Annotated in this window: 22 protein-coding genes (1 of these 22 only partly in view); 10 read left to right on the plus strand and 12 right to left on the minus strand. The window is 56.3% G+C overall.

Annotation, left to right across the window (positions count from 1 at the left end; all coding sequences use genetic code 11):
• On the plus strand, positions 1 to 177 hold the final stretch of the coding sequence (locus BUQ90_RS16910) for a sugar phosphate isomerase/epimerase family protein (RefSeq protein WP_074206525.1). 627 nt of this gene lie to the left of the window's left edge; the window shows 177 of its 804 coding nt (coding positions 628–804); its start codon lies beyond the left edge, outside the window; its stop codon occupies positions 175 to 177.
• Here BUQ90_RS16910 and BUQ90_RS16915 read toward each other — a convergent pair.
• Positions 164 to 592, minus strand: coding sequence for a CBS domain-containing protein (locus BUQ90_RS16915; RefSeq protein ID WP_074206247.1), 429 nt, complete (start codon positions 590 to 592; stop codon positions 164 to 166). The genes BUQ90_RS16910 and BUQ90_RS16915 overlap by 14 nt on opposite strands.
• Before the next feature lie 129 nt (positions 593 to 721).
• Here BUQ90_RS16915 and BUQ90_RS16920 point away from each other — a divergent pair, with 129 nt between their 5' ends.
• Together BUQ90_RS16920 and BUQ90_RS16925 are read left to right on the plus strand one after the other, a co-directional pair.
• The gene (locus BUQ90_RS16920) at positions 722 to 1,021 is read left to right on the plus strand and encodes a hypothetical protein (RefSeq protein WP_074206248.1); all 300 of its coding nucleotides are present in this window, start codon (positions 722 to 724) and stop codon (positions 1,019 to 1,021) included.
• Entirely contained in the window at positions 1,014 to 1,451 is a 438-nt protein-coding gene (locus BUQ90_RS16925; protein ID WP_074206249.1) for an acyl-CoA thioesterase, read from the plus strand. The genes BUQ90_RS16920 and BUQ90_RS16925 overlap by 8 nt, the downstream gene beginning before the upstream one ends.
• On the opposite strand, the gene BUQ90_RS16930 is transcribed toward BUQ90_RS16925, so the two are convergent.
• From BUQ90_RS16930 to BUQ90_RS16940, 3 genes are all read right to left on the minus strand, one after another.
• Positions 1,429 to 3,024, minus strand: coding sequence for a DUF4139 domain-containing protein (locus BUQ90_RS16930; protein WP_074206250.1), 1,596 nt, complete (start codon positions 3,022 to 3,024; stop codon positions 1,429 to 1,431). The two genes, BUQ90_RS16925 and BUQ90_RS16930, sit on opposite strands and share 23 nt — an antisense overlap.
• Positions 3,025 to 3,028: 4 nt before the next feature.
• Entirely contained in the window at positions 3,029 to 4,408 is a 1,380-nt protein-coding gene (locus tag BUQ90_RS16935) for a DUF4139 domain-containing protein (protein WP_074206251.1), read from the minus strand.
• Positions 4,409 to 4,472: 64 nt separating this feature from the next.
• The gene (locus BUQ90_RS16940) at positions 4,473 to 6,065 is read right to left on the minus strand and encodes a DUF389 domain-containing protein (protein WP_239447459.1); all 1,593 of its coding nucleotides are present in this window, start codon (positions 6,063 to 6,065) and stop codon (positions 4,473 to 4,475) included.
• Between the two features lie 158 nt (positions 6,066 to 6,223).
• Between BUQ90_RS16940 and BUQ90_RS16945 the strand changes: the two genes are divergently transcribed.
• Positions 6,224 to 6,865: a TetR/AcrR family transcriptional regulator gene (locus BUQ90_RS16945; protein ID WP_074206252.1), complete on the plus strand. Its 642-nt coding sequence runs from the start codon at positions 6,224 to 6,226 to the stop codon at positions 6,863 to 6,865.
• A 6-nt stretch (positions 6,866 to 6,871) separates the two neighbouring features.
• On the opposite strand, the gene BUQ90_RS16950 is transcribed toward BUQ90_RS16945, so the two are convergent.
• Positions 6,872 to 7,516, minus strand: coding sequence for a rhodanese-like domain-containing protein (locus tag BUQ90_RS16950; protein ID WP_204244812.1), 645 nt, complete (start codon positions 7,514 to 7,516; stop codon positions 6,872 to 6,874).
• Positions 7,517 to 7,609: 93 nt separating this feature from the next.
• Between BUQ90_RS16950 and BUQ90_RS16955 the strand changes: the two genes are divergently transcribed.
• Together BUQ90_RS16955 and BUQ90_RS16960 are read left to right on the plus strand one after the other, a co-directional pair.
• Complete coding sequence (locus tag BUQ90_RS16955; RefSeq protein WP_074206253.1) at positions 7,610 to 7,891, plus strand: hypothetical protein; 282 nt, start codon at positions 7,610 to 7,612, stop codon at positions 7,889 to 7,891.
• 278 nt (positions 7,892 to 8,169) lie between these two features.
• A complete protein-coding gene (locus tag BUQ90_RS16960; protein WP_074206254.1) occupies positions 8,170 to 8,940 on the plus strand; it encodes a sulfite exporter TauE/SafE family protein in 771 nt (256 codons plus the stop codon).
• Here the strand turns inward: BUQ90_RS16960 and BUQ90_RS16965 are convergent.
• From BUQ90_RS16965 to BUQ90_RS16990, 7 genes are all read right to left on the minus strand, one after another.
• A complete protein-coding gene (locus BUQ90_RS16965) occupies positions 8,937 to 9,467 on the minus strand; it encodes a VOC family protein (protein WP_074206255.1) in 531 nt (176 codons plus the stop codon). The genes BUQ90_RS16960 and BUQ90_RS16965 overlap by 4 nt on opposite strands.
• Positions 9,464 to 10,117 (minus strand): carboxymuconolactone decarboxylase family protein, encoded by a 654-nt coding sequence (locus BUQ90_RS16970; protein WP_074206256.1) that lies wholly within the window; start codon positions 10,115 to 10,117, stop codon positions 9,464 to 9,466. The genes BUQ90_RS16965 and BUQ90_RS16970 overlap by 4 nt, the downstream gene beginning before the upstream one ends.
• A 46-nt stretch (positions 10,118 to 10,163) precedes the next feature.
• Complete coding sequence (acnA, locus tag BUQ90_RS16975; protein ID WP_074206257.1) at positions 10,164 to 12,842, minus strand: aconitate hydratase AcnA; 2,679 nt, start codon at positions 12,840 to 12,842, stop codon at positions 10,164 to 10,166.
• A gap of 654 nt (positions 12,843 to 13,496) precedes the next feature.
• Positions 13,497 to 13,637, minus strand: a complete 141-nt coding sequence (locus tag BUQ90_RS17725) for a hypothetical protein (RefSeq protein WP_159437132.1) — start codon at positions 13,635 to 13,637, stop codon at positions 13,497 to 13,499.
• Positions 13,638 to 14,156: 519 nt separating this feature from the next.
• Positions 14,157 to 15,017 carry an FRG domain-containing protein gene (locus BUQ90_RS16980; protein WP_074206258.1) on the minus strand — a complete coding sequence of 287 codons (861 nt, stop codon included), beginning with the start codon at positions 15,015 to 15,017 and terminating at the stop codon, positions 14,157 to 14,159.
• Positions 15,018 to 15,025: 8 nt separating this feature from the next.
• Entirely contained in the window at positions 15,026 to 16,012 is a 987-nt protein-coding gene (locus BUQ90_RS16985) for a hypothetical protein (RefSeq protein ID WP_074206259.1), read from the minus strand.
• A gap of 191 nt (positions 16,013 to 16,203) precedes the next feature.
• A complete protein-coding gene (locus tag BUQ90_RS16990) occupies positions 16,204 to 16,581 on the minus strand; it encodes a hypothetical protein (RefSeq protein WP_074206260.1) in 378 nt (125 codons plus the stop codon).
• A 119-nt stretch (positions 16,582 to 16,700) separates the two neighbouring features.
• Between BUQ90_RS16990 and BUQ90_RS16995 the strand changes: the two genes are divergently transcribed.
• The 4 genes from BUQ90_RS16995 (at position 16,701) to BUQ90_RS17010 (ending at position 21,550) form a co-directional block, all read left to right on the plus strand.
• Positions 16,701 to 17,381: a hypothetical protein gene (locus BUQ90_RS16995; protein ID WP_074206261.1), complete on the plus strand. Its 681-nt coding sequence runs from the start codon at positions 16,701 to 16,703 to the stop codon at positions 17,379 to 17,381.
• Between the two features lie 258 nt (positions 17,382 to 17,639).
• Positions 17,640 to 19,052: a glycosyl hydrolase family 28-related protein gene (locus BUQ90_RS17000; protein ID WP_074206262.1), complete on the plus strand. Its 1,413-nt coding sequence runs from the start codon at positions 17,640 to 17,642 to the stop codon at positions 19,050 to 19,052.
• Between the two features lie 159 nt (positions 19,053 to 19,211).
• Entirely contained in the window at positions 19,212 to 20,225 is a 1,014-nt protein-coding gene (locus tag BUQ90_RS17005) for an SDR family NAD(P)-dependent oxidoreductase (RefSeq protein ID WP_074206263.1), read from the plus strand.
• A 53-nt stretch (positions 20,226 to 20,278) separates the two neighbouring features.
• Positions 20,279 to 21,550, plus strand: a complete 1,272-nt coding sequence (locus tag BUQ90_RS17010) for a nucleotide sugar dehydrogenase (RefSeq protein ID WP_074206264.1) — start codon at positions 20,279 to 20,281, stop codon at positions 21,548 to 21,550.
• Positions 21,551 to 21,639 lie beyond the last annotated feature (89 nt).

Here is a 21,639-nt window from a genome sequence, read left to right on the forward strand (position 1 = left end):
GAAGGGGAATTGCCGGTGCAGAACATATTGCGCGCCCTGCCCGCCGACATCCCGCTCAGCCTCGAAGTCCGCTCGAAATTCTATCGCGACGCCTTTCCCGATGCTTCGGATCGGGCCCGCGCCGTAAAGGATCGCAGCGCGACCTTTTTCGCATCCGCCGGGATCAGGCGGAGTTGATATAGTCCCGCATAGCTGCCGCTTCGCTCTCGATCTTGTCAATCCGATATTTGACAAGATCGCCGATAGAGACAAAGCCGACCAGCTGGCCGTCCTCGACCACCGGCAGATGACGAATCCGGCGCTTGGTCATGAGCGACAGCGCACCGATGGCACTTTTGGAGGTATCCACGGCAATCACGTCGGCGGTCATCACGTCAGCAACCGGCTTGACCATGGCGGCGGCTCCGAATTCCCGGACACAGTGCAGCACATCGCGCTCGGAGAAAATTCCGGCCACACGATCGCCATCCAGCACGGGCAAGGCGCCAATCCGTTTTTCCGCGAGTATCGCAACCGCGTCCGACACGCTCATGTCAGCGGTACAACTGAAAATATCTCCGCTCCGGCCATCCAGAATTGTCTTTATTGTCATTTTGGCCCCTCTCCTTCCCAAATGATTCTCTGATCTTTTCCGCAATGTAGCACATTTTATCGGCAAGTTGGACTTGAAGCGCATCGCAATCGGGTTCACTTAGTGACCCATAACAACGGAGTATGGAAATTGCCCGGACCCTCACAGCTTGACGACCCCCTCAACGCAAGCATCGCCTGGTCACGTTACTGGAGGCTGATGCGCTGGATGAGCCTGCTCACCTTGCTCTGTGTGATCGTGGCTTTGGGCATCCTTTTTTACCTCCACGGTCTTGTTTCCATCCACATGTATATCGCCGCAGCCGGTGGCGTTGCCTTCGCGCTGCTGCTCACCTCTGCCTTGATGGGGCTGGTGTTCATGTCCAGCGGGACCGGGCATGACGAATGCATAGACGATCCGGTTTCCAGTTCGCTGACTCCCGATGAGTGAAGACGACGTCCAGACCCTGCGCAAGATGCAGCCGGTCCTGCGGGTTGCGCCGCGCCCGCGTGATCTCAACAATAATGGTCATATTTTCGGTGGCTGGGTCCTGTCGCAGATGGACACGGCGGGCGGCATCATGGCCGCCCGGGTCGCGCAGGGCTCCACTGCTACTGTCGCGATTGAAGCGATGGAGTTTATTGCACCGATCCTGCAGCGCGATCTGATCTCGGTTTACGCGCGGGTCGAAAGAATCGGGCGCACATCGATCGCGATCCGGCTGGATGTGATTGCTTCGCGAAATCTCGGGGAAGAATGGGTTCCGGTGACAAGCGGGCTTTTCACATTTGTCGCGCTGGACGAGAACCACCAGCCCCGACCGATCCCCGAAGAATCAAAAACCCGCTATCTTGACGCTACCGGCGGCGGTTCAGCCTGAACGAAAGGGTTCGCTCGCCATTGGCGGGAACCGTCACCGACCACAAATCGCTGCCGTCCTTGCGCCCCAGCTTCTCACTGGCTCGTGTGATTCTTTCTGTATCGTACCGCCGGATCTTCACCTCAACCTTCGCGGCGCGGGGAGACGCATTGGTGATAGTCACTTGCTTGTCCGCGTAGCTGCGGCTTTCAACATCGACATCATCGACTGTACTCAATGTGTAGCGCACCAGCGGGCTGCGATTGATGGTGATATCGACCTCCTCGCCAATCGCCTTGTCGTCCACGCTGCCTTCGCCCAGCATCAGCCGAGCACCGCCAGCTTCGCGAAAAGCCACCAGACGCCCTGCGGGCATCGCCAGACCCAGCCCGTCGCGCTTGCGATTCTGCATCCGCAACACGGTCGAAAGCCCGACCGGCGAGTCATAAGAAGCGGACGCCCTCAGTTCGGCCTTGTATATCTGAACAAACTGCACCTGCTCTTTTTCGAACATCGCAACCTGTTTCTGACTCTGGGAGGCAATCGTCACCGGCACCGGAATGCGGTAAAGCTTCAGATCACCCAGTTCCTCCTGTTGCGCCGTGATCGCCAGCGGGGCTGCCATTTCCATCAGGGCACCGCTCCTTTTCGATGCGGTAACAGTGATGACATCCTGCTCGTCCGTTCTCCAGGAATTCAGCCGACCCAGTGCGGCCCGGTTGCGCAAGGCAATGTCGCTCGTTGTCGCCTGGGGCCAGCATCGCAGGGATATGGAACCACCGCTTATCGGCGCGATATCGTCCCGCTCCTTGTTGGGCTGCCCGGCGACGGTCTGGGCCTGGGCATTGAGGAAGCTTGTTTCATCGCTGTTCGCCAGCGTCACCCAGGAAAACAGGTTCAGCGTCTGGCCGTCATCGGCGATATCGGCCACATAACTGGCTTCCCAGTCAAAGCCGGTGGCCAGATAGGACAAGGTCACCGTCGCCCGCGTGGCCTCCGTGATCCGGCTTTTCACAGAGAGGGTCGGCTTCGCAGACAGTCCCTCGGGAATGGCAGGATAGATAATAGCATCATTGAGCCCGCTGCACCGCAGGGCCTCGAAGCCATCTGCTGTCTGGATCACCACACCGGCACTGGCATCGGTCCGGATCATGGCATCAAATTCTTCCGTTTTGCCGCTAGCGACATTGGTCCGGCGGATGGTCACGCCGCGCCCCAGATGTCCGTTGAGCAAGGCGGAGGGTGACAACAGGGCCGCATTCCGGTTCTTCTCGATGACGCCGTCGGCCAGTCCGGTGACAATTGCCGACTGTGGGATGATCCCGCCAGCCACGCCTTCAAACCGGAGTTCCACCTCTCCTGCGGGGAGATTGACGGTTCGCTGTTCCGTTACCAGCGCATATCCCCCCAGATACTGAAGATTCATCACGGTGCCGGAAGATCGCTGCGGGTTGCGATATACTGTCACGGATACCGCCGACGGACCGTCGGAAATCACGGTCTGCAACCCGGCAACGGACTGCGCGGCCGCACTGCCAGCCCAGCCGGCGATCAGGCCGGTCACCAGGAACGCGATCAGCGTTCGTCTCAACATGATATCAAAACCGCGTCTCGAACGTGGCGGTCACGGTTGCGCGGCCATTGGCCGGGACCGGGACCTTCCAGGCGATACTGTTCGAGGAACGCCGTTCGCTGGCCATGCTTTCGCTGACAATCCGGGTGTCGCTCCAGTAAAAGTCGAGCCCGTCCTGGATCAGGGAAATCGTGACCGGTGCCGGCCGCGCATTGCTGAGCTCATAGCTCATGGTCGTTCGCCATTTGCGGGAAGACAGCCGCCGCCGCTCGGTCACCGTGGGCTTCACCTTCACGTCGAAGGCTTCTCCGGTTTTCAGACCCAGCTCTGAACCCATGGGCGTATGGCCAATGCTGTTCTCGCCAATAAATTGCGGCTGGCCTGACGCATCCTTCATGTAGACGCGCACAGTTCCGGCAGGCAGCGCATCGCCCAGGCCGCCGTCGCTGGACGAACTGAACTGCAACACGGTGTTGGCGCTCTGTGCTTCACTCTGCGTACCCAGCCAGCGATTGGTATATTCATAGGCCTTTTGTGCGGGCGCACCGGTGACGTCGAGAAAGCTGACCTGCTTGGTCTGGGCATTGGCAATCGTCGTCCGGGCAGCCAGCGGATACAGATAGAAGTCCCCCAGAGATTCGCGATTGGCAGACTCGGTGCCAGCGCGCCGGATATTGTTGCGGCGGTTGTTTCTCCGTTGCCCGTTCACACTCGGCGTGCCGGCGACCAGCAGGGTTTTGGCATTGTCAAAAGTCGTGCCGGTATTGTTGGTCAGTGTGACCCAGCCTTGCACATCCATGCGCCCGGCATTTTCGTCAAACAAGGCCACATAGTCGGCTTTCCAGCCCATGCCGCTGGTCAGATAGCTCAGTTGCGCCGGACGGACCCCGCCGCGTGAGCTGTTGAGCGTGACCGACAGGGTTGGACGCGCCCGCAAATTGCTGGGGACCTTGTCAAATATGACGCGCGTGGGAAGCCGGTCATCGCGCAGCACTTCGATCCGGCTGCCGATTTGCAGAACGACACCGCCATTGGCCGCGAGCACCTTGGCACGTTCCCGCTTTTCCTGACCGGTGGCAGGATTGATCCGGACGATGGTCACGGTTTCGCCCACGGCCTTTTCCATCAGCTTCGCCGGCGACAGCAGGTCATAGTCGAAATTCTGCTCGACAATTCCGGCATTGGCTGCGCTGAACCCAACCGTTTCGGCCCGGATCTGACCTGATACTCCCGGGAAGGTCTGTACCGAGCGTCCGGACGGGATGTTCAGACGGCGAGTATCCTGGACCAGGGCCAGATTGTTGTTGTAGATCGTCACCGATATGTCACCCGGTCCGGATGACTGGCTGACAGCCGGTGTGGTGGCCAGCACCAGGGCCAGTCCGGTAAAAGCTAGAAGCCGCATGTTTTCTCTCTCCATCGTTCGTACAGACCGGTCTATCGAGCCGAAAGTGAATGTAGCTTAAACGCTATTCGGTTTCCTGTTCGCCCGATTCCGGCATCATCCAGACAAACCGCACGCGGCCGCGGGATTCTTCATCCACTTTGTTACTGGAAAAAAACAGGTTTTGCTTCGCCATCTCGGTCGCCACCACATCCAGGTCGGCCTGGGCCCCGCTCATCGACATGGTCATGGGGCTGCGCAATGCAGCCCAGCTGATCAACTCCATTTTGGCTTTGGATGCGCTGGTGAGCTCCCCTTCCGCCACGACCAGTTCTGGCAGCGTTGTTGGCGGCGGCTGGATATTGATCGCCCAGTCCGGCATCTGGCTCACCATGCGCTGTTCCAGTGCCCGATAGGTCTGGAGCGACGCTCCGGGTAACGGCTTCGCCATGACGATGGCCCGGCGTTTGGCGCTGTCCACCACCACGTCATCCGGACCCACTCCGGCAATCAGCGCAAGATTGTCCCGCAGCCGCGCGACCTGCGTCTCGACGGCCTGTTGCTGTTCCTTCGCCCGGACCGCTGCCAGGGCAGCTTTTGCCGCATCATCGCCTGTTTCGACCCGATATTGTTCGATCTGCACTTCGATGGTCTCCCGGAACGCCCGGCTGAGCACTCGCGAGCTTTGCTCCGACGCACCGGGGTTGATGACGGGAGTGAACACCGAAGCGTTGACCTGGACTGGCGAGGCGTTGAAATCGATATCAATCTGGGAAACCCGGGCCCGTGGACCGAACTGGTCCTTGATATAGCCATTGGCCGAACGGGAAATATTCGCTTCATGGCCGATCCGGACCAGCGAGATCCCGAGCGGAATGGCGAGGCCAACAAAAACCACCACCATTGCGAAAATCTGAAACTGGGTTTGCCGTTCCGACAGATAGGACCGGAAGCCGTAGAGCCAGGCCATGACCGTTGCGGTCAGCGCGATGGTCATCAGGTTGGTGAAATAGAGCAGCAGCGAGCCGCCAAAGACCGCCCAGTTTGCGGTGGCCAGCCCAAAACCGACCACGGCCAGTGGCGGCATCAGGGCCGTCGCTATGGCAACACCCACGATCGTGCCCATTCCACCCCGGATCATTGCATAGGCTCCCGCCAGTCCGGAAAACAGGGCGACCGCGAGATCAAACAGATTGGGCCGGGTGCGCGAGGCAATCTCCGGAGTCACGGTTTGCAGCGGTGACAGCAGCACGACAAAGGCGGAAAACAGGACTGCGATGATGGTCCCGAGAAACAGCGCCCAGCCGGTGTCTTTCAGCCATGCAGAATCGCCGGTTGCCGATGCAAATCCGGCGCCCATGATCGGATACATGAGCGGTGACAGCAGCATCGCCCCGATGACCACCGCCGGTGAGGACAGCAACAGGCCAAGAATGGCTATGCCAGCCGACATGCATATCAGAAAGGAATAGCGCGGCGTGAAGCTGCAGTCGGCCTTGATTTTTTCAATTACCGCCGGCTGGTCGACTTCCGCCTGGACCGCCATGCGCCACCAGCGCCGGAGCAGCCGGTAGCTGCCGCTGATCGGCGAAAACATGCCCGAACGGCGCTTCGCCTCCATTTTCTCCTGATCCAGCCGTTTTTCCTGATCAGGCGCAGATGCCCTTGGGTCGGTCATAAGCTGTTGTAACCATTCAGATCAGCGCGTGAAACGAAAAATATTACCTGCCGGGTAATTGAAAAATGAACAATTTCCTCTTTTATCAGAAAACCGTATCAACTATATAGAGCGCAGCGGCTATGGTGCCGCCGTGAATTCCCCCAGGAGACTCCCTCATGCCCCGTCCCGAAACCGACATGGAAGCCAAGCGACAGCAGATCATGGAAGCGGCCGACCAGATCATTCAGGACAAGGGCGCGATCAGCTTTACCATGACCGATCTCGCCGCAGCGGCCGGAATGTCACAATCCAACCTCTACCGGTTTTTCGAAAGCAAGGATGCCCTCGCCGAAGCCATGGCGGGGGAATGGTTTGCCGATCTCGAAGTGATCATGCGCGAGCTTGTCGATGCCGACATGCCGGTGGAGGAAAAGCTGTTCGCCTTTTTCGCCCGGCGGCTGGAAATCAAGCGTGCCCGGTTTGAAGAAGATCCCGAGCTGTTTGCATCTTATATGGAGCTGGGCGACGAGCATTTTGAAGTCATCAAGGGCTATGTCGACCTCGCTGACCATTATATGGCCACGATCCTCGCCGAAGCGATGGAGGCCGGTTACTTCAAGGGACTAGAGCTCGATGCCGTGGTGTCTCTGGTCAACACCATGATGCAGCCCTTCTGCAATCCCAAGCTGATGATGCAGATGATGCACCTCGCCACCGAAGACCGGTTGCGCCAGGTGATCGGGACAATCCTGACCGGGCTGAATGCCAATGCGTCCCAGCGCGCCATGGACGGCAAGGCCCTGCACGTCGTCGGGTAATCCGGTTTATCGGGGCGCAAATACTGCCGCGCTTTTCCACGCCAGGTCCGGATCCCGGATACTGACCACATCCGCCAGTTCATGGATATTCTCATATCCATAACCATGGAGGTTGATGAAGGTCGGGATATTGAGTGCGAGCGGCGCAGATTTTAGCCGGACCGGGCGCATATTGTCCGAAAAATTGTTGTTGCAGTAGATCAGGATCGGGCGATTTTTGTCGCCGATGACCTCTGCCAGTTTCTCCTCTGTGAAATCCGAAAAGGGCAGGTTCACTGCCCCCGATATATGTCCCGTCTGAAAGGCGGCAGCGGATCGTGTGTCGAGAATGATCGCGTCAGGCTGTGCGGCCAGCTGGCGGAATGTCGCGAGATCGACAAGGCGCTTGCTGCGATAATCCTGCAGCCCGGCTGCCATTTCAACGAAACCGCGATAGTCCACCTGGGGGTTGGCCGGAACCTGCACCTCCTCCGCATGAACCGGGGCCAGTGCGATAACCATCAGCGCCAGAGCCAGGCCGAAAACATGTCGCATGTAATATTCTCCCTTCCACCATGAGAGATAGGCGAGACCGATTTGCTCTTCGATGAACGACCGGTTCAGAAAGATTCCTGACGCAAAAAGAATCAGGCGGCCTGTCTTCCGACACACCGCCTGACCCTGCGACCCTCCACTCACGGGAATGTGAGGGTCTTTTCCGCCGGTCTAGCGGTGGCGGAAAACATTGTCCCGATTGAAACGGGAATGCCCGTATTTGCCGTGATGTTTGAATTTGCTCCGGAAATGCCGGTCCAATCCGCGGTGATGTTTCCGGAATGTCTTGTGCTTGAAACCAGAGAGACCGCGATGGCTGTTGCGGTGCAGACCAAAGCCGCGATGCGACCGAAACCCGCGGTGACCAAATCTGCTGCGGCCAAAGCCACGCGAACGGACATGGCCGCGGTTTTCGGCTTTCCCGGCCAGCGTGTCGCCCGAAATCAGAGGGCTGATGGGCGATGCACCAACGGGACCCGGCCCGGTTATTGAGATATTGGCAGCCTGAGCCGGAGCGAATGCGGCGAGCGCAACAAGACCAGCTAAAGCGAGGGATGAAAACCTGATCATTACTTGTCTCCTTGGGGGATAGGAACAACTGGTCATTCGCCGCAGCGGCCGGTTGGGTTACACGTCGGCGGCCTTCGGGAGGTTCGCAACACGGTTGCGGACCAGTCAAAATCGCCAGAATTCAGGCGATAATGTGCACTCAAAAAATGACCGGCTCCGTTTCATATTGCCTGATCCCGCGAATTCGGCGATGAGCCGCCATGATGTTCGCAATCGACACGTGGTTCCAGTCCCATGCGGACATGTCGCTGCTCTCTTTCCTGCTGGTATGCTGTGCCGTCGGCGGAGCGTCCTTTTTCCGCGGCCTGACCGGCTTCGGCTACGCAATACTCGCGGTTCCTTTTGTCGGTCTGGTTGCTACCCCACAGGTCGCTGTGATCATGGCGATATTGATGCAATTGCTGATGGGTCCGATCGGAATCCGGCAGAATCTGCGGATTGCCGACAAAGCACTCATTTTTAAAATTTCGGCCTTCGCCTGCGTCACCACACCGCTTGGCCTGTGGCTGCTCGACATGGTCAGTGCCGATATCGCCCGGCTGCTGATCACGGCTATCGCTCTGGGCAGCTTCTTCCTGTTCATGCTGAAGCGCGCGCCTGTGATGAACAACAGTCCGCTGCGTTTGCTGCTTGTCGGAAGCTCGTCCGGCCTTCTGAACGGCTTTGCCGCGATTCCCGGCCCGCCCGTGATCCTGCATTTCGTTCGGGATCAGGTGGCGCCGGCTGTCTCCCGCAGCTCAATGATGCTGATCTTTTTCGTCACCGCGATTGCCGGAACCGTTGCAGCCTGGTGGCGCGGGATGATCGACGAACAGGCCCTGATCCTGACTGCCCTGACCTGCCCGCTGATGGTCATCGGCAACCATTTCGGATCACGCTTTTTCGGGGCGATATCAGAACCCGTCTGGCGCGGATTTGTCCTGGTGTTGCTGCTGATCGCCGGGGCGGTTGCTCTCGGCAGAATGCTCTAGGCGTCTTTGGCCAGCCACTGCTTCATCATCGCCGGTGGCGGGGAAGCATGCATTTCCCTTTCATCCAGCGCGGCAATCGCCCGCGCCCGGTCATCGTCGGAAAAACTGCCCGTGGTCAGGCAGAATTCCACCATGTTCCCGTTCGGATCACGGGTGTAGATCGACCGGCACCAGTTATGATCAATTTCCAGCACGTCCAGATCGGCGGCATTCCATTTGGCCCGCCACTCATCCAGTTCCTGCTGGCTATCAACCGAGAAACTGTAATGGTTGGTCCCTTGCGGGGTGCCGGCAGCCTCATTGAGATCGAAGGCATATGTCCCCTCACCCGGCGTGTCATTCAGCTCCCAGAATGCGATAAACCGGCTGTCGTCGCCATTCATGCGATAAAAGAAATGTTTGCCCCAGCCGCCGCCCATGACCGGTGCGATTTCCACCTTCACCAGCTCGAACCCCATAATGTCTTCGTAAAAGGCATGGATCGCCTTCATGTCTTTCGCGGCCAGCGCGAGATGGTGGTAACTCATTTGTCGGCATCCTTTCGCTTGTCGACCATGCCCATGACATCGGCGGTCGCCCCTTCCGGCGCGGGCACTTCAACCACGCGCTCCGCGACATCGTCAAATTCCAGTTTCAGCGCCCGGCTCATCACCGCGTGCATCATGTAGGTGCAAGTGATGTAAGTGAGTTCGAGGATCTCGACTTCACTCAGATGCTTCTTCAGCAGTTCAAACACCCCGTCCGGCACCCGGCCCCGTTCCAGTACCAGGCAATCGGTATAGGCCAGCACCGCGCGCTCGACCTCACTGAAGCAAGCAGCGGTGGACCAGTTCGGAATGGCTTTGACCTGTTCTTCCGAATATCCCTCGAAGCGCATCGCCTTGCTGTGCTGTGAATAGACAAATTGCGAGCCCACCGCATAGCCTGCGCGGATCTGCCCCAGTTCGCGAAGCTTCGGATCGAGCTGTCGATTGGGCGAGCGGTAAAAACCGAACCCCTCTGTTGTGTGCCTGAACGCATCTGGCACCTGCGCAAAAACTGTCCACCAGTTGCCCGGCGTGCCGGTCGCGGTTCCCGGCTCGGTCACCGGATCACGGTCTCCGAACAATGTGCCGTAAAGCGCCAGCACATATTCATCAGTCACTTCAGATCGCGGAATCTCGCGCAGTCGGGGCATGGGCTTCTCTCCTGTGCCCCGACTATGCACATAATTTCAGCCGGTTCTACCCCGCCAGGTTCCGCAGCACATAGTGCAGGATGCCGCCGTTGAGGAAATATTCCATTTCATTGGCGGTATCGATCCGGCAGTCGGTCATGAAGGTCGATGTTGTCCCGTCGGCACGGGTCATTTCGACTTCGACTTCCTGACGCGGATCGAGGCTGGCGACACCCTTGATCGTAAATGTCTCGGTGCCGTCGAGGCTCAGCGTGTTGCGGTCGACGCCCTCGGCAAATTGCAGTGGCAGAACGCCCATGCCGATCAGGTTCGAACGGTGGATGCGCTCATAGCTTTCCACAATCACCGCCTTGACGCCGAGCAGGTTGGTGCCTTTCGCGGCCCAATCCCGGGACGAACCGGTGCCATATTGCTCACCGCCGATGACGACCAGGTCATTGCCATCCGCCTTGTGACGCATCGCGGCGTCGTAGATCGGCATGATCTCACCATTATATTTGGTGTAGCCACCTTCTTTTCCGTCGGCCATCAGGTTCTTGATGCGTATATTTGCAAATGTCCCCCTCATCATGACTTCGTGGTTTCCGCGGCGGCTGCCGTAGGAGTTGAAGTCCTGTTTGGAGACCTGGTGGTCGCGGAGATATTCGCCTGCGGGGCTGTCTTCCTTGATCGCGCCAGCGGGGGAGATATGGTCGGTTGTGATGGAATCTCCCAATAATGCCAATGTCTTGGCATCGATAATATCTCCAACAGGCGCTGGGGTCATCTCCATGCCCTCGAAATAGGGCGGGTTCTGGACATAGGTCGATCCGGCGCGCCAGCTATAGGTGTCGCCGCCGGTCACATCGATATCCTGCCACGCGGCATCGCCGTCATAGACATTGGCATAGCGCCCCTCGAACATCTCGCGCGAAACCGCCCCGCCCATCGCCGCATTGACCTCGTCATTGGTCGGCCAGATATCCTTCAGATAGACATCTTCACCATCGCTGCCCTGCCCGATCGGCGTTTCATACATGTCCTCGCGCACCGTGCCTTTCAGCGCATAGGCCACGACCAGCGGCGGCGACGCGAGATAATTGGCGCGCACATCCTGCGACACGCGGCCCTCGAAATTCCGGTTGCCCGAGAGCACCGAGGCGGCGACCAGATCATTGTCATTGATCGCCTTCGAAATCGGTGCCGGCAAAGGCCCACTATTGCCGATACAGGTGGTGCAGCCATAGCCGACCAGGTTGAAGCCGAGATAGTCGAGATCATCGGACAGCCCGGCCTTGTCGAGATAATCGGTCACCACCTGCGATCCCGGCGCGAGCGAGCTCTTCACCCAGGGCTTGCGCTGCAGACCCTTTTCGCGCGCCTTTTTCGCGACCAGCCCGGCGGCGATCAGCACGCTCGGGTTGGAGGTATTGGTGCACGAGGTGATCGCGGCAATGGTCACGTCGCCATGGCCGAGATCATGATCCGCACCCTCGACCGGCACCCGCTTGTCGGGGTCGGCGGAGTTGAACACTTCGGTAATGTCACTGTTGAAGCCCTCGTCGAGATCGGCCATCGACACGCGCTGCTGGGGCAGCTTCGGCCCCGACAGGGACGGCACAACGCTGGTCATGTCGAGCTCGAGCGTCTTGGTGTAGATCGCCTCGACCTCGTCATCATGACGCCAGAAGCCCTGCTCTTTCGCATAGGCTTCGGTCAGCGCAATATCCTGCTCGTCGCGGCCGGTCAGGCGCAGATAGTCGAGCGTCTTGTCATCAATCGGGAAATAGCCGCAGGTCGCGCCATATTCCGGCGCCATGTTTGCGATCGTCGCGCGATCAGCCAGTGACAGCGCCGCCACGCCGGGCCCGTAAAATTCCACAAAGCGCCCGACCACGCCGATTTCGCGCAGCATCTGCACACAGGTCAAAACAAGGTCCGTCGCGGTAATACCCTCGGCGAGATTGCCGGTCAGCTTGAACCCGACCACTTCGGGGATCAGCATCGACACCGGCTGGCCCAGCATCGCGGCTTCCGCCTCGATCCCGCCAACGCCCCAGCCGAGCACGCCCAGCCCGTTGATCATGGTTGTATGGGAATCGGTACCGACACAGGTGTCGGGATAGGCGGTGAGATCGCCATTCTGATCCTTTGACGACCAGACGGCTTTTGCGATATTCTCCAAATTCACCTGATGGCAAATGCCGGTTCCGGGCGGCACGACGGAAAAATTGTCAAACGCTTTGGAACCCCATTTCAGGAATTCATAGCGCTCCATATTGCGCTGATATTCTAGCGCGACGTTGTTTTCGAACGCCTGCGGGGTGCCGAATTCGTCGACCATGACAGAGTGGTCGATCACCAGATGCACCGGCACCTGCGGGTTGATCTTTTCCGCGTCACCGCCCAGCGCCTTGATCCCGTCGCGCATCGCCGCGAGATCAACAACAGCCGGAACACCGGTAAAGTCCTGCATCAGCACGCGCGCCGGGCGGTACTGGATCTCGCTGTCCGAGCGGGCATCCTTCTGCCAGTCGACCACCGCCTGCGCATCCTCGGCCGCCACCGTGTGACCGCCATCCTCGAAGCGCAGCATATTCTCGAGCAGCACTTTCAGCGTGTAGGGCAGCCGGTCAATATTGCCGAGCTTCGCGGCGGCCTTTGCCAGTGAATAATAGGCATAGTCGGTGCCGTTGACAGAAAGGGTGGATCGCGTGCCGAGTGCGTCTTTGCCGGTGGTGGTCATGGAAGGTCCTTCGTCAAAAAGTGGTACTTTTTGCCGGATTGGGGAAAGCCTCCGCAAGGGAGACAATCAGGCTAAAGCAGGTGAATCGATTGTTCGGGAGCGCTTTAGCGCAGCACCGTGGCTGGTGCAATGTGGCGACGGGAATTATTGTGGGATTCTCGTTGCTGGCGGCTTCCATGGGTCGAAATCGTCATCCCAGCGCAGGCTGGGATCTCAGGCAACCACACCCGACCGCTCGTCCACACCCCATGTCATCCCAGCGCAGGCTGGGATCCCGGGCGGCTGTACGGAACAGACTCACGCGAAGCCGCGAAGGCACGAAGGGCCGGCGCGCAGCTGGAACCCATAGCCCGTCACCGGGAGCACCGCCCCGGTTCGTCGTCCCGAACTCCCCAACCCGTCATCCTGAACGCCCCAATCCGTCACCCTGAACGCCCCAACCGTCACCCTGAACTCGTTTCAGGGCCCATTCCTCCTCCCGCGCCACCTGTGATCGGGGCACAATGGATCCTGAAACGAGTTCAGGATGACGGGAAGGAAAAGCGGAACCACCGGTAAATCCCCAGCCCCCACCCTACCCCATTTCATCCCAGCGCAGGCTGGGATCCAGAGCGACGACACGCAACAGATGCGTGCGAAGCCGCGAAGCCCCGCTCATCCTGAGCACAGTCGAAGGACCAGCGCCCACAACCACCGCGCATAGTCGCGCGCCAGCAACAGGATGATCACCACCGAGACCGCAAAGACCAGCCCCTCAACCACCCGCGCCCGCCTGCCGCGCCGAGGTCCGGTCATGCCGCCACCATCCAGAGCATCCATAGCCCCAGCCCGGCAAAGGCCACCGCACACAGACGGCGGACGAGAATTTCATAGCGATCAGGATTGGGGGCGGGATTGCGCGGCATGGAGTGCGACCTCTTTTGTTAAAGCAAGAGGCGCGGCAGGGTCGAACCGGGTGATAGTAACCCCATGCACGCATGAAGCGCCGCCACCTTTAGGCGGACCCTGGACATGCGTGACGGCCACCCGGTCGTTATTATAACGACCAGAGCGTGCAATCATGAGGTTACTATGCCTCACAGCGGGAATTGGCCCGCTGCGGGTGAGGGTTTAGTGAATGAGGGGCGGAGTGGCAATGGGAAGTATTGCGTCAACAGTACCTAAAGTCAAAACTAGCGTGAGTTCGGCTTGCTAGCTGTGAAGCTTAGCTGTTTGGAGATCCTTGTTCGTTGGACGGTAACAAGTTTTGATTCCGGCGAGTTGCAATCGGTTATACTTGCGGGGCTTGATCTCAATAAGCAAGCGCCTTGATTTCTACTTATAGTTTTCCACTATTTGTGCTGCTGCCCGATCAATCTCTGGAAACAGTGTACCTGCGTCGATCCCGATTGCTCTCAGCTCATTCCTTATTTTTTTCTTGGCGTTTTTAGGTATACGAATGGAGTATGAGGAAATTTCTTTCGAAAATGCAGAACTGTCCTCCAGTTTCAAACCGAATGCCAGAAACGCACCACTCTGAGCAATGATCCGGGCGTTGTTCTGCTTTGCGACAACATAGTAGGGTCGAAAAAGATCATCCTTTTTTATCCTGGCCTGAAAATGAGGTTTTTCCTCCCGGATAAACTGAAGCAAGCGATCAGTCGGATGTAGCTTATGAAAATCAGAAATATTGGATGCTGTAGTATTCTCAAGTATCTCTTTTTCCGACATTTTTAAATTTGCAAGGTTACACACACAACTCACTGAATCGCTATCATAATACTTTTTTCTGTCAGCACTAATTCTGTAGATTATTAATGAGCCGTCTTCATTTTCGCACTCGGTTACAGCAAAATAAAGCCCCACCAACGGGTTACTGGTCACGTCCATTAACCGCGTTGGCAATCCAAAATGTTGCATCCGCACAAGCCGGTCAAACATCGTGTTGTCATGCAAAAAATGATCGGGGTATCTCGACACCAGATCTCGCACAATTGTGTACTCGGAACTCAAAATTCTCTGAGATTGTCTAAATATGCTTGGAGTTGCCGTCCAAGAAATGGAGCCATGGCCTCGATAGCAACTGAACGTATCTGATTCATCAGACAGTTTTTGCACTCTAATAAGCGCGTCAGAAACGCTATCTACAAGGCCGATTTCCCTTGGCCGATTTTTTTGTTTGTTGTTCGAAGGCATCCTCAAACTCAAAGCAAATCGTCGATTTCATCAATGGTGCTAACATCAACTACTATGAGACGAAGAGGCTCTCCAGAAGTACTCCGCACAATGTAAGCATCGACACTGACTTTGTCCTCCTGCATCGCCGATAGAAGATCGAATTTCAGATCATCTTTTCGATCAGCTGGAACGGAGAACGATGGAATACCTTCCCAGTAAACATTCCGAAACTTCCCCCAACCTGTTTCCTTGTTGTATTGTACAATATTAACATCAATCGAAGTTACTTCTTTGTCAATTCTGATTGATTCCAATGCACTTGCAGTCTCTTGGTTGGCGGTGAGTATTGGCCTTTTGCCAAGCCCGTCGATCGTGGAAATTGTCACTAGTTTTGCGCTACGTCTTAGTGGTACAGCCAATTCGCTGAGGAGTGGAGTGGCCATTGTCACCAGTGCAGCATCTTGGTCTGGGGTGATTTGCGCAAGCAAGTCTCTGTGACTTTTGAGATAACTTCGCCGTTCAACTTCAGATATTAATCTATCGAGCAACTCGTTCTCACTAGGCTCCAATCCTCGATCTGTCTCAAAACGAGATCGAAGGACCTCAATCGCTTCATTACTGTCGAAGATATTGTGATCGACCAACTCAAAGAACTCGGAGCGGAGCGCATTGTCATCGATAAGATCTAGCGCTGCACTGGTTTCTATGGGCTGAAATACCCGTTCTATAATATAGGTCCAAAGTGCTGTCAGCGGGACATCTATTTTTGCTTCGTCATCTTCGGATGTTGACGCCGCCACATTGAGATTAAAGCTTCCCTTTTCAAATGGAAACAAATCTATGTTTGTTCGAGAAGCTGCTGTTACTCTTTTGGAGAAACGACCTGTTTTCCTGAATTGATCAAGTTTCACCGAAAGACGAGCTGCAGCGTATTGAAACCTAGCAGCCTCATAAAAATCCATGCGATTTGAATCGGCCAATCCACCCTGAAAATGGAAGTTTAGTGCGTCCATAACTGTGTTCCCAAAAACATCGACACATTATTAAAATGCATCCAATACACTAGAGCCAAAAAACATACTGTTGAATATATGTGTATTCTGTATGTCTTCTTTAATAGTACCTTCAATCAAACTCAAAAAATATATCCAACAATGAGTTTCCGCCTACAAAGGCAACAGGCCTTGATTGCAAACAGCAATCTCTAATTCCGAATAGTCCAAAGCCCAGATCCAATGCCACCAACTGATTTGAACCAATCCCTATGCCCCAAATAGGCATCTGAATCAGAGCTATTCTGCTCTATTTCCCGCCGGATAATCGCCTCGGTGTTCCGGGGAAGCGATCTCCCATTCTTGGCTCTGATATCTCTTACTTTCTTGTAGATCTTTTTCAGTTCAACCGCACCATCGAGGCACCGAAAAGCTGAACGCACATCATCTCTCCACCTTGCAAATTCCTCCTCACCAGGCGCGGATGGCACAAGCAGTCTTCTGAGAATATCATTCTCAGATTCCTCTCCTTCTGCACGATGTGCCCAGATACTCGCGAAAACGTCAGTATCGACCTCAATTTGCCTCATGGTCATTCTCCTGATGCCGCTGTATCAGATCTTTTTCGATCTATCTAGATCTTTATTGATCTAACTAGAATAAATCTCCCCCCTTTCCTACACCCCCCACCCCCTGATACACCCCTCGGGTGACAGCGAAGAAACCCAAAAACCCCCTTATCCCCTCCTACAATCCGGGCAATCGCAAGATCCGCCATGATGGCTGGACGCCGGCCCGCACGAAAACCTTTCTGGCGACGTTGCGGCAGACGGGCTGTGTGACCGATGCGGCGCGGACGATCGGGATGTCGACGGCTTCCGGCTATCGGCTGCGCAAGCGGGATGCGGTGTTTCGGGCCGCCTGGGATGAAGCGCTGGCCGATGCGCGGCGGGGGCTGATTGCGGTGGCGCATGAGCGGGCGGTGGTCGGGCGCGAGACGGTGATTATCCGCAAGGGCGAGGAGGTCGAGCGGCGGATCCAGCCGAGCGATGCGATGCTGGCGCTGCTGATCAAGCATGGTGATATGGGCGGTGACGGCGCGGGGCGGCAGCGGATCGGCAATCGCACCGCCGACAAGATCCTGACGCAGGACGAATGGCGCGCGGGGATGGGCTTTGACGGGCGCGGCGAGAAGGTCGATGCGGTGACGCTATACGGCGATACCCGGGCGCGGATCGATGCCAAGCTCGACCGCATGCGCGCGCGGCTGGAACAGGAGCAGGAGCGGACCGGCGAGCGGCGGATCAATATCCGTACCGGCGAAGGGATCACGCCGGAGGTGATCGCGGCGGTGCAGCGCTTTGCGGCGGGGGTTGATTGCGGTGGCTGACGGGGCCGGATTGAGATCAGAAGTCCCGGGCAAACGCCACATTTCCAGTTGACTGGACGACCTGTTCGATTCGAAGGATAAAGCCGCTTTATCCATTGGCATTCCGGAATTTCCGGAACTAAAGTGCCGTTTCACAGGACAAGGTGCCGAACAATGCGCAGGCTGCTAACATGGCTTCTTGACAGGTCCCGGAGAATCCTGTCCGCACACGCAAATGACCCGCCCGCCGGACCCGCAAACCAGACGCGCCGGAGGACCTTGACTACTCTCGTTGGCGTCGGAGCTGCTCCCTATATCCTGGCCGCCCGGAATGTCGCCGATGCCAAAACAGCCCTCGCGACTGGTCCGGGAGGCGCGAATCCGTCGGCAAACGATATGGCCGGCGTCGATCCGGAGCAGGCAGTTGCAGAACTGCAGGCCGACGCACAGCGGGCGATCGCATATGCAAATGTCAGGGATTTTGGGGCCACGGGAGATGGCCACACCGATGACACATCCGCGCTGAATGCGGCCATTGCATCGGGAAAACCGCTCTATTTTCCGGCTGGTCGTTATTTGTTCACCAGTCTGGAAGGTCTGGATAGCGAGGACATAAGATGGACCGGAGCGGGGTCGGCCTATACGATTTTGCAATGTACAGCGGGCGGCGTGGCTCTGACCATCGGCACCGAATCAGGCTTCCGGAACGGGGTCAGAATTTCGGGCTTCACGATTAGCGGCAATTCCCGCACCAGCATTATCCTGAGAACCATCGCTCTTTCCCGATCCTGCCTGTCGGACATCAATTTGTGCGAAGGCTCCCGAACAACAGGAATCGCCTGGCAAATGGATGGCTGTTCGCTGAATCAGTTCAGCATGGTCATGTGTTCCCTCAACCGGCAACCCATGGCCAGCCCTCCGCGGGAGGGATTGCGGATCAATGCTTTAACGCCGCTGGGGAACAGTTCGAACAATACTTTTACCAATTGCTATTTCGAAGGTGGCGGCAGGCGAAAGAAAAAAACCATCGCCATCGGGGTCCGATTAACCGGCGCCGACCAGAATCTGTTTCTCGGCGGATCAGCGGAGGCATGCAGCGTTTATGGGCTGCTGGTCAGTCCGAAATGCCGATACAACAGCTTTCTGGCGGTGGGATTTGAAAATCTGGACGCGATGTCTGCTGACGTCAGTGACGCCGGGATTTCAACATGTTATTCGAATTGCTACTCATCCCACAAGATGGTTTTGCAGGGTCGAAATTGCCGTGTGATCGGCGGATACTATGAATCCATCCAATTGCACGCAAGTGCGACAGGTTGCCGAATTGAAGATGTTTCGATCAATGCCTGGAACACCGGTAACGGAGGCTTGCTTGATGAAGGCAGCATGACCTTTTGGAGCAACATTTATGATCTCGATCAGGCAAGGCATGTTTATCCCCATGACACGCGCAAGCGGCTGCGTGCTCGTCAATCTCCCCTGAGATGGCGGAACGATACCGGATCATGGGCTTCCGTGATTATCCAGTCCGGGAAAAGTCTGACCGTAACATACCACCGCGGCAGCGATAATTGGCAGGGTTCGGACCGCACACCGGAAACTCACTTCATCGCACCGGGTGATATCATCGAGATTGATTATTCCGGTCCGGCCCCGGATGTCAGCTATGCGCCGATGAGGGGACTGGCCTGAAAAACTTGCCCGTTCACCGCTCCCGGTGCAAAAACGAATTTGGCAATTGGAACGTCAAACCTCGAAAAGGACCGCAAAGCGCAAAAAGCTCATAATTCCACTGGGCTTGCTCGGGATATAAGTTTACAGACCCTTTCACCAAAAAAGCGGGAGTATGTCGTGCGTGTTGTTCTTGTTACCGGTTCTGCCGGTTTTATCGGGTTTCACCTGTCGCAAGTGTTGCTGGCGCAAGGCTGCAGGGTGATCGGTGTAGATGCGCTAACGGACTATTATGATGTGGAGATCAAGAAAGCGCGTCATGAGATTCTTTCCCGGCATGATAATTTCACTTGCCATATTGCAGACATTACAGAAACCGAATCATTCCGGAAAATTGCCGTCGAGGCAAACCCGGATGTAATCGTGCATCTGGCCGCCCAGGCCGGCGTTCGCTACAGCATCGAAAACCCAAGGGCCTATATCGACGCCAACGTGGTCGGTACGCTTAATGTCATGGATTGCGCTCGCGAGCTTGAAGTTGACCATTTGCTGATGGCGTCAACATCATCCGTATATGGTGCCAATAGCAACATGCCATTCAGGGAAGATGAAAAAACCGACACACCGCTCACCATGTATGCTGCGACCAAAAAAGCCAACGAGGCAATGGGTCACAGCTATGCAAATCTCTGGAACCTGCCAGTAACGATGTTCCGCTTCTTTACGGTTTACGGCCCCTGGGGCCGTCCGGACATGGCGTTGTTCAAGTTCACCAAAGGCATACTCGAAGACACCGAGATCGATGTTTATAATCATGGCAACATGTGGCGGGATTTTACCTATGTGGAGGACCTGGTAAGTGCAATCTCAAAACTGATTGATACTCCGCCGCCGGATCAGGACAACAGAACGTCGGAGATTGCAGGAGACAGCCTGTCGCCGGTCGCTCCTTTCCGGATCGTCAATATCGGGAATTCCGATAAAGTGCGGTTGCTCGACTATATTCAGGCGATCGAAGCGGAAACAGACCGGAAAGCCAAAATGAACATGCTGGACATGCAGCCCGGTGATGTTCCAGCCACCTGGGCGAGCTCCCGGCTTCTTCACGATCTCACCGGCTTCAAGCCAACGACGGATTATCGTGAAGGCGTCAAAAAGTTCGTTCAATGGTATCGCGAATATTACCGGATGTGACAGTTAAATCACAAGTTGAGTCCATAAATACCATTCTGTCCTTGGAGGGAAAAGTGGAAAAAATCGTTGTGCTGGGACTGGGATATGTCGGGTTGCCGGTCGCTGTCGGGCTGGCAAAAAAATTCGACCATGTCACGGGGTTTGATATTTCGAAAAAGCGTGTGGCAGATCTCAAAAAAGGAAATGACTGGACCGGGGAGATCAGTGACCGGGAAATGGCTGCCACGAAACTGAAAGTCAGTGATAATCCGGATGTGTTGTGCGACGCAAATTTCATCATTGTCACTGTGCCGACACCCATTGACGCCGACAACCGGCCAGATTTGTCACCTATCCGTGATGCGTGCGCCCTTATTGGGCCCAGAATCCGGAAAGGAACGGTGATTGTCTTTGAATCAACTGTTTATCCGGGTGTGACCGACGACATATGTGCGCCCATTATCTCCCGGCTCTCAAAGCTTGACCGGGGAAAGGATTTCTCGCTGGGTTACAGTCCCGAAAGGATCAATCCCGGCGACAAGGTCAATACGCTGTCATCGATTGTGAAGATTATTTCGGCCGATGATGATGCAACCCTCGATCGGCTCAGGAACGTTTACGGTTCCATCGTCGAGGCTGGCCTTCATGTCGCCCCATCCATCAAGGTTGCAGAAGCTGCAAAAGTGATCGAGAATACCCAGCGTGACATCAATATCGCACTGATCAATGAGATTGCGCTGATATTTGATCGCATGGGGATCAAGACGAGCGACGTGCTGGAAGCCGCCGGAACAAAGTGGAACTTCCTGCCGTTCAGACCCGGCCTCGTCGGGGGGCATTGCATTGGTGTCGATCCTTACTACCTGACCAGCGCAGCCCAGAAACTTGGATATAATCCGGAGATAATCCTGGCAGGACGGCGGATCAATGACGATATGGGGGCCATGATCGGGCAAAAAGCTGTCAAGCTGATGGTCAGACAAGATTTCACGGTCAGGCAATGCAAGGTTGGTATTCTGGGCCTCACTTTCAAAGAAGATGTTCCCGATCTCAGAAACAGCAAGGTTCCCGACATTGTATCGGAGTTGCGAGACTACGGGATCCAGCCCCTCATCCATGATCCACACGCCAATCCGGAAGAAGCAATGGATGAATATGGCCTTCAGCTTTGTGGCATCGAAGAGTTTAAAGATCTCGACTGCCTGATCTATGCCGTTCCCCACCGCTCCATAAACCTCAGTCCATCGTCCGTCATGTCAATGGTCCGAAAAGGCGGTGTGATTGTGGATATCAAGTCGAGACTGGCTGACAACAGGTTTGACGATCGAATATACTGGTGCCTGTAGGTCCGGTTTCTTTCCCAACGGCTGAAGGAGTATAGCATCATCATCTCCATCGAGTTCCGGCATGATTGATTTCGGCATGCAGAGTCGGG

Source organism: Parasphingorhabdus marina DSM 22363 (genome assembly GCF_900128895.1).
Classification (GTDB): domain Bacteria; phylum Pseudomonadota; class Alphaproteobacteria; order Sphingomonadales; family Sphingomonadaceae; genus Parasphingorhabdus; species Parasphingorhabdus marina.

Coding starts and splice junctions, on each gene's coding strand:
- BUQ90_RS16990 (WP_074206260.1), bottom strand. CDS start 16,581: ATGAGGCAAATTGAGGTCGATACTGACGTTTTCGCGAGTATCTGGGCA.
- BUQ90_RS16955 (WP_074206253.1), top strand. CDS start 7,610: ATGCCCGTATTTGCCGTGATGTTTGAATTTGCTCCGGAAATGCCGGTC.
- BUQ90_RS16960 (WP_074206254.1), top strand. CDS start 8,170: ATGATGTTCGCAATCGACACGTGGTTCCAGTCCCATGCGGACATGTCG.
- BUQ90_RS16945 (WP_074206252.1), top strand. CDS start 6,224: ATGCCCCGTCCCGAAACCGACATGGAAGCCAAGCGACAGCAGATCATG.
- BUQ90_RS16980 (WP_074206258.1), bottom strand. CDS start 15,017: ATGCCTTCGAACAACAAACAAAAAAATCGGCCAAGGGAAATCGGCCTT.
- BUQ90_RS16930 (WP_074206250.1), bottom strand. CDS start 3,024: ATGTTGAGACGAACGCTGATCGCGTTCCTGGTGACCGGCCTGATCGCC.
- BUQ90_RS16970 (WP_074206256.1), bottom strand. CDS start 10,117: ATGCCCCGACTGCGCGAGATTCCGCGATCTGAAGTGACTGATGAATAT.
- BUQ90_RS16965 (WP_074206255.1), bottom strand. CDS start 9,467: ATGAGTTACCACCATCTCGCGCTGGCCGCGAAAGACATGAAGGCGATC.
- BUQ90_RS17725 (WP_159437132.1), bottom strand. CDS start 13,637: ATGACCGGACCTCGGCGCGGCAGGCGGGCGCGGGTGGTTGAGGGGCTG.
- acnA (WP_074206257.1), bottom strand. CDS start 12,842: ATGACCACCACCGGCAAAGACGCACTCGGCACGCGATCCACCCTTTCT.
- BUQ90_RS16935 (WP_074206251.1), bottom strand. CDS start 4,408: ATGCGGCTTCTAGCTTTTACCGGACTGGCCCTGGTGCTGGCCACCACA.
- BUQ90_RS16925 (WP_074206249.1), top strand. CDS start 1,014: ATGAGTGAAGACGACGTCCAGACCCTGCGCAAGATGCAGCCGGTCCTG.
- BUQ90_RS16915 (WP_074206247.1), bottom strand. CDS start 592: ATGACAATAAAGACAATTCTGGATGGCCGGAGCGGAGATATTTTCAGT.
- BUQ90_RS16985 (WP_074206259.1), bottom strand. CDS start 16,012: ATGGACGCACTAAACTTCCATTTTCAGGGTGGATTGGCCGATTCAAAT.
- BUQ90_RS16940 (WP_239447459.1), bottom strand. CDS start 6,065: ATGACCGACCCAAGGGCATCTGCGCCTGATCAGGAAAAACGGCTGGAT.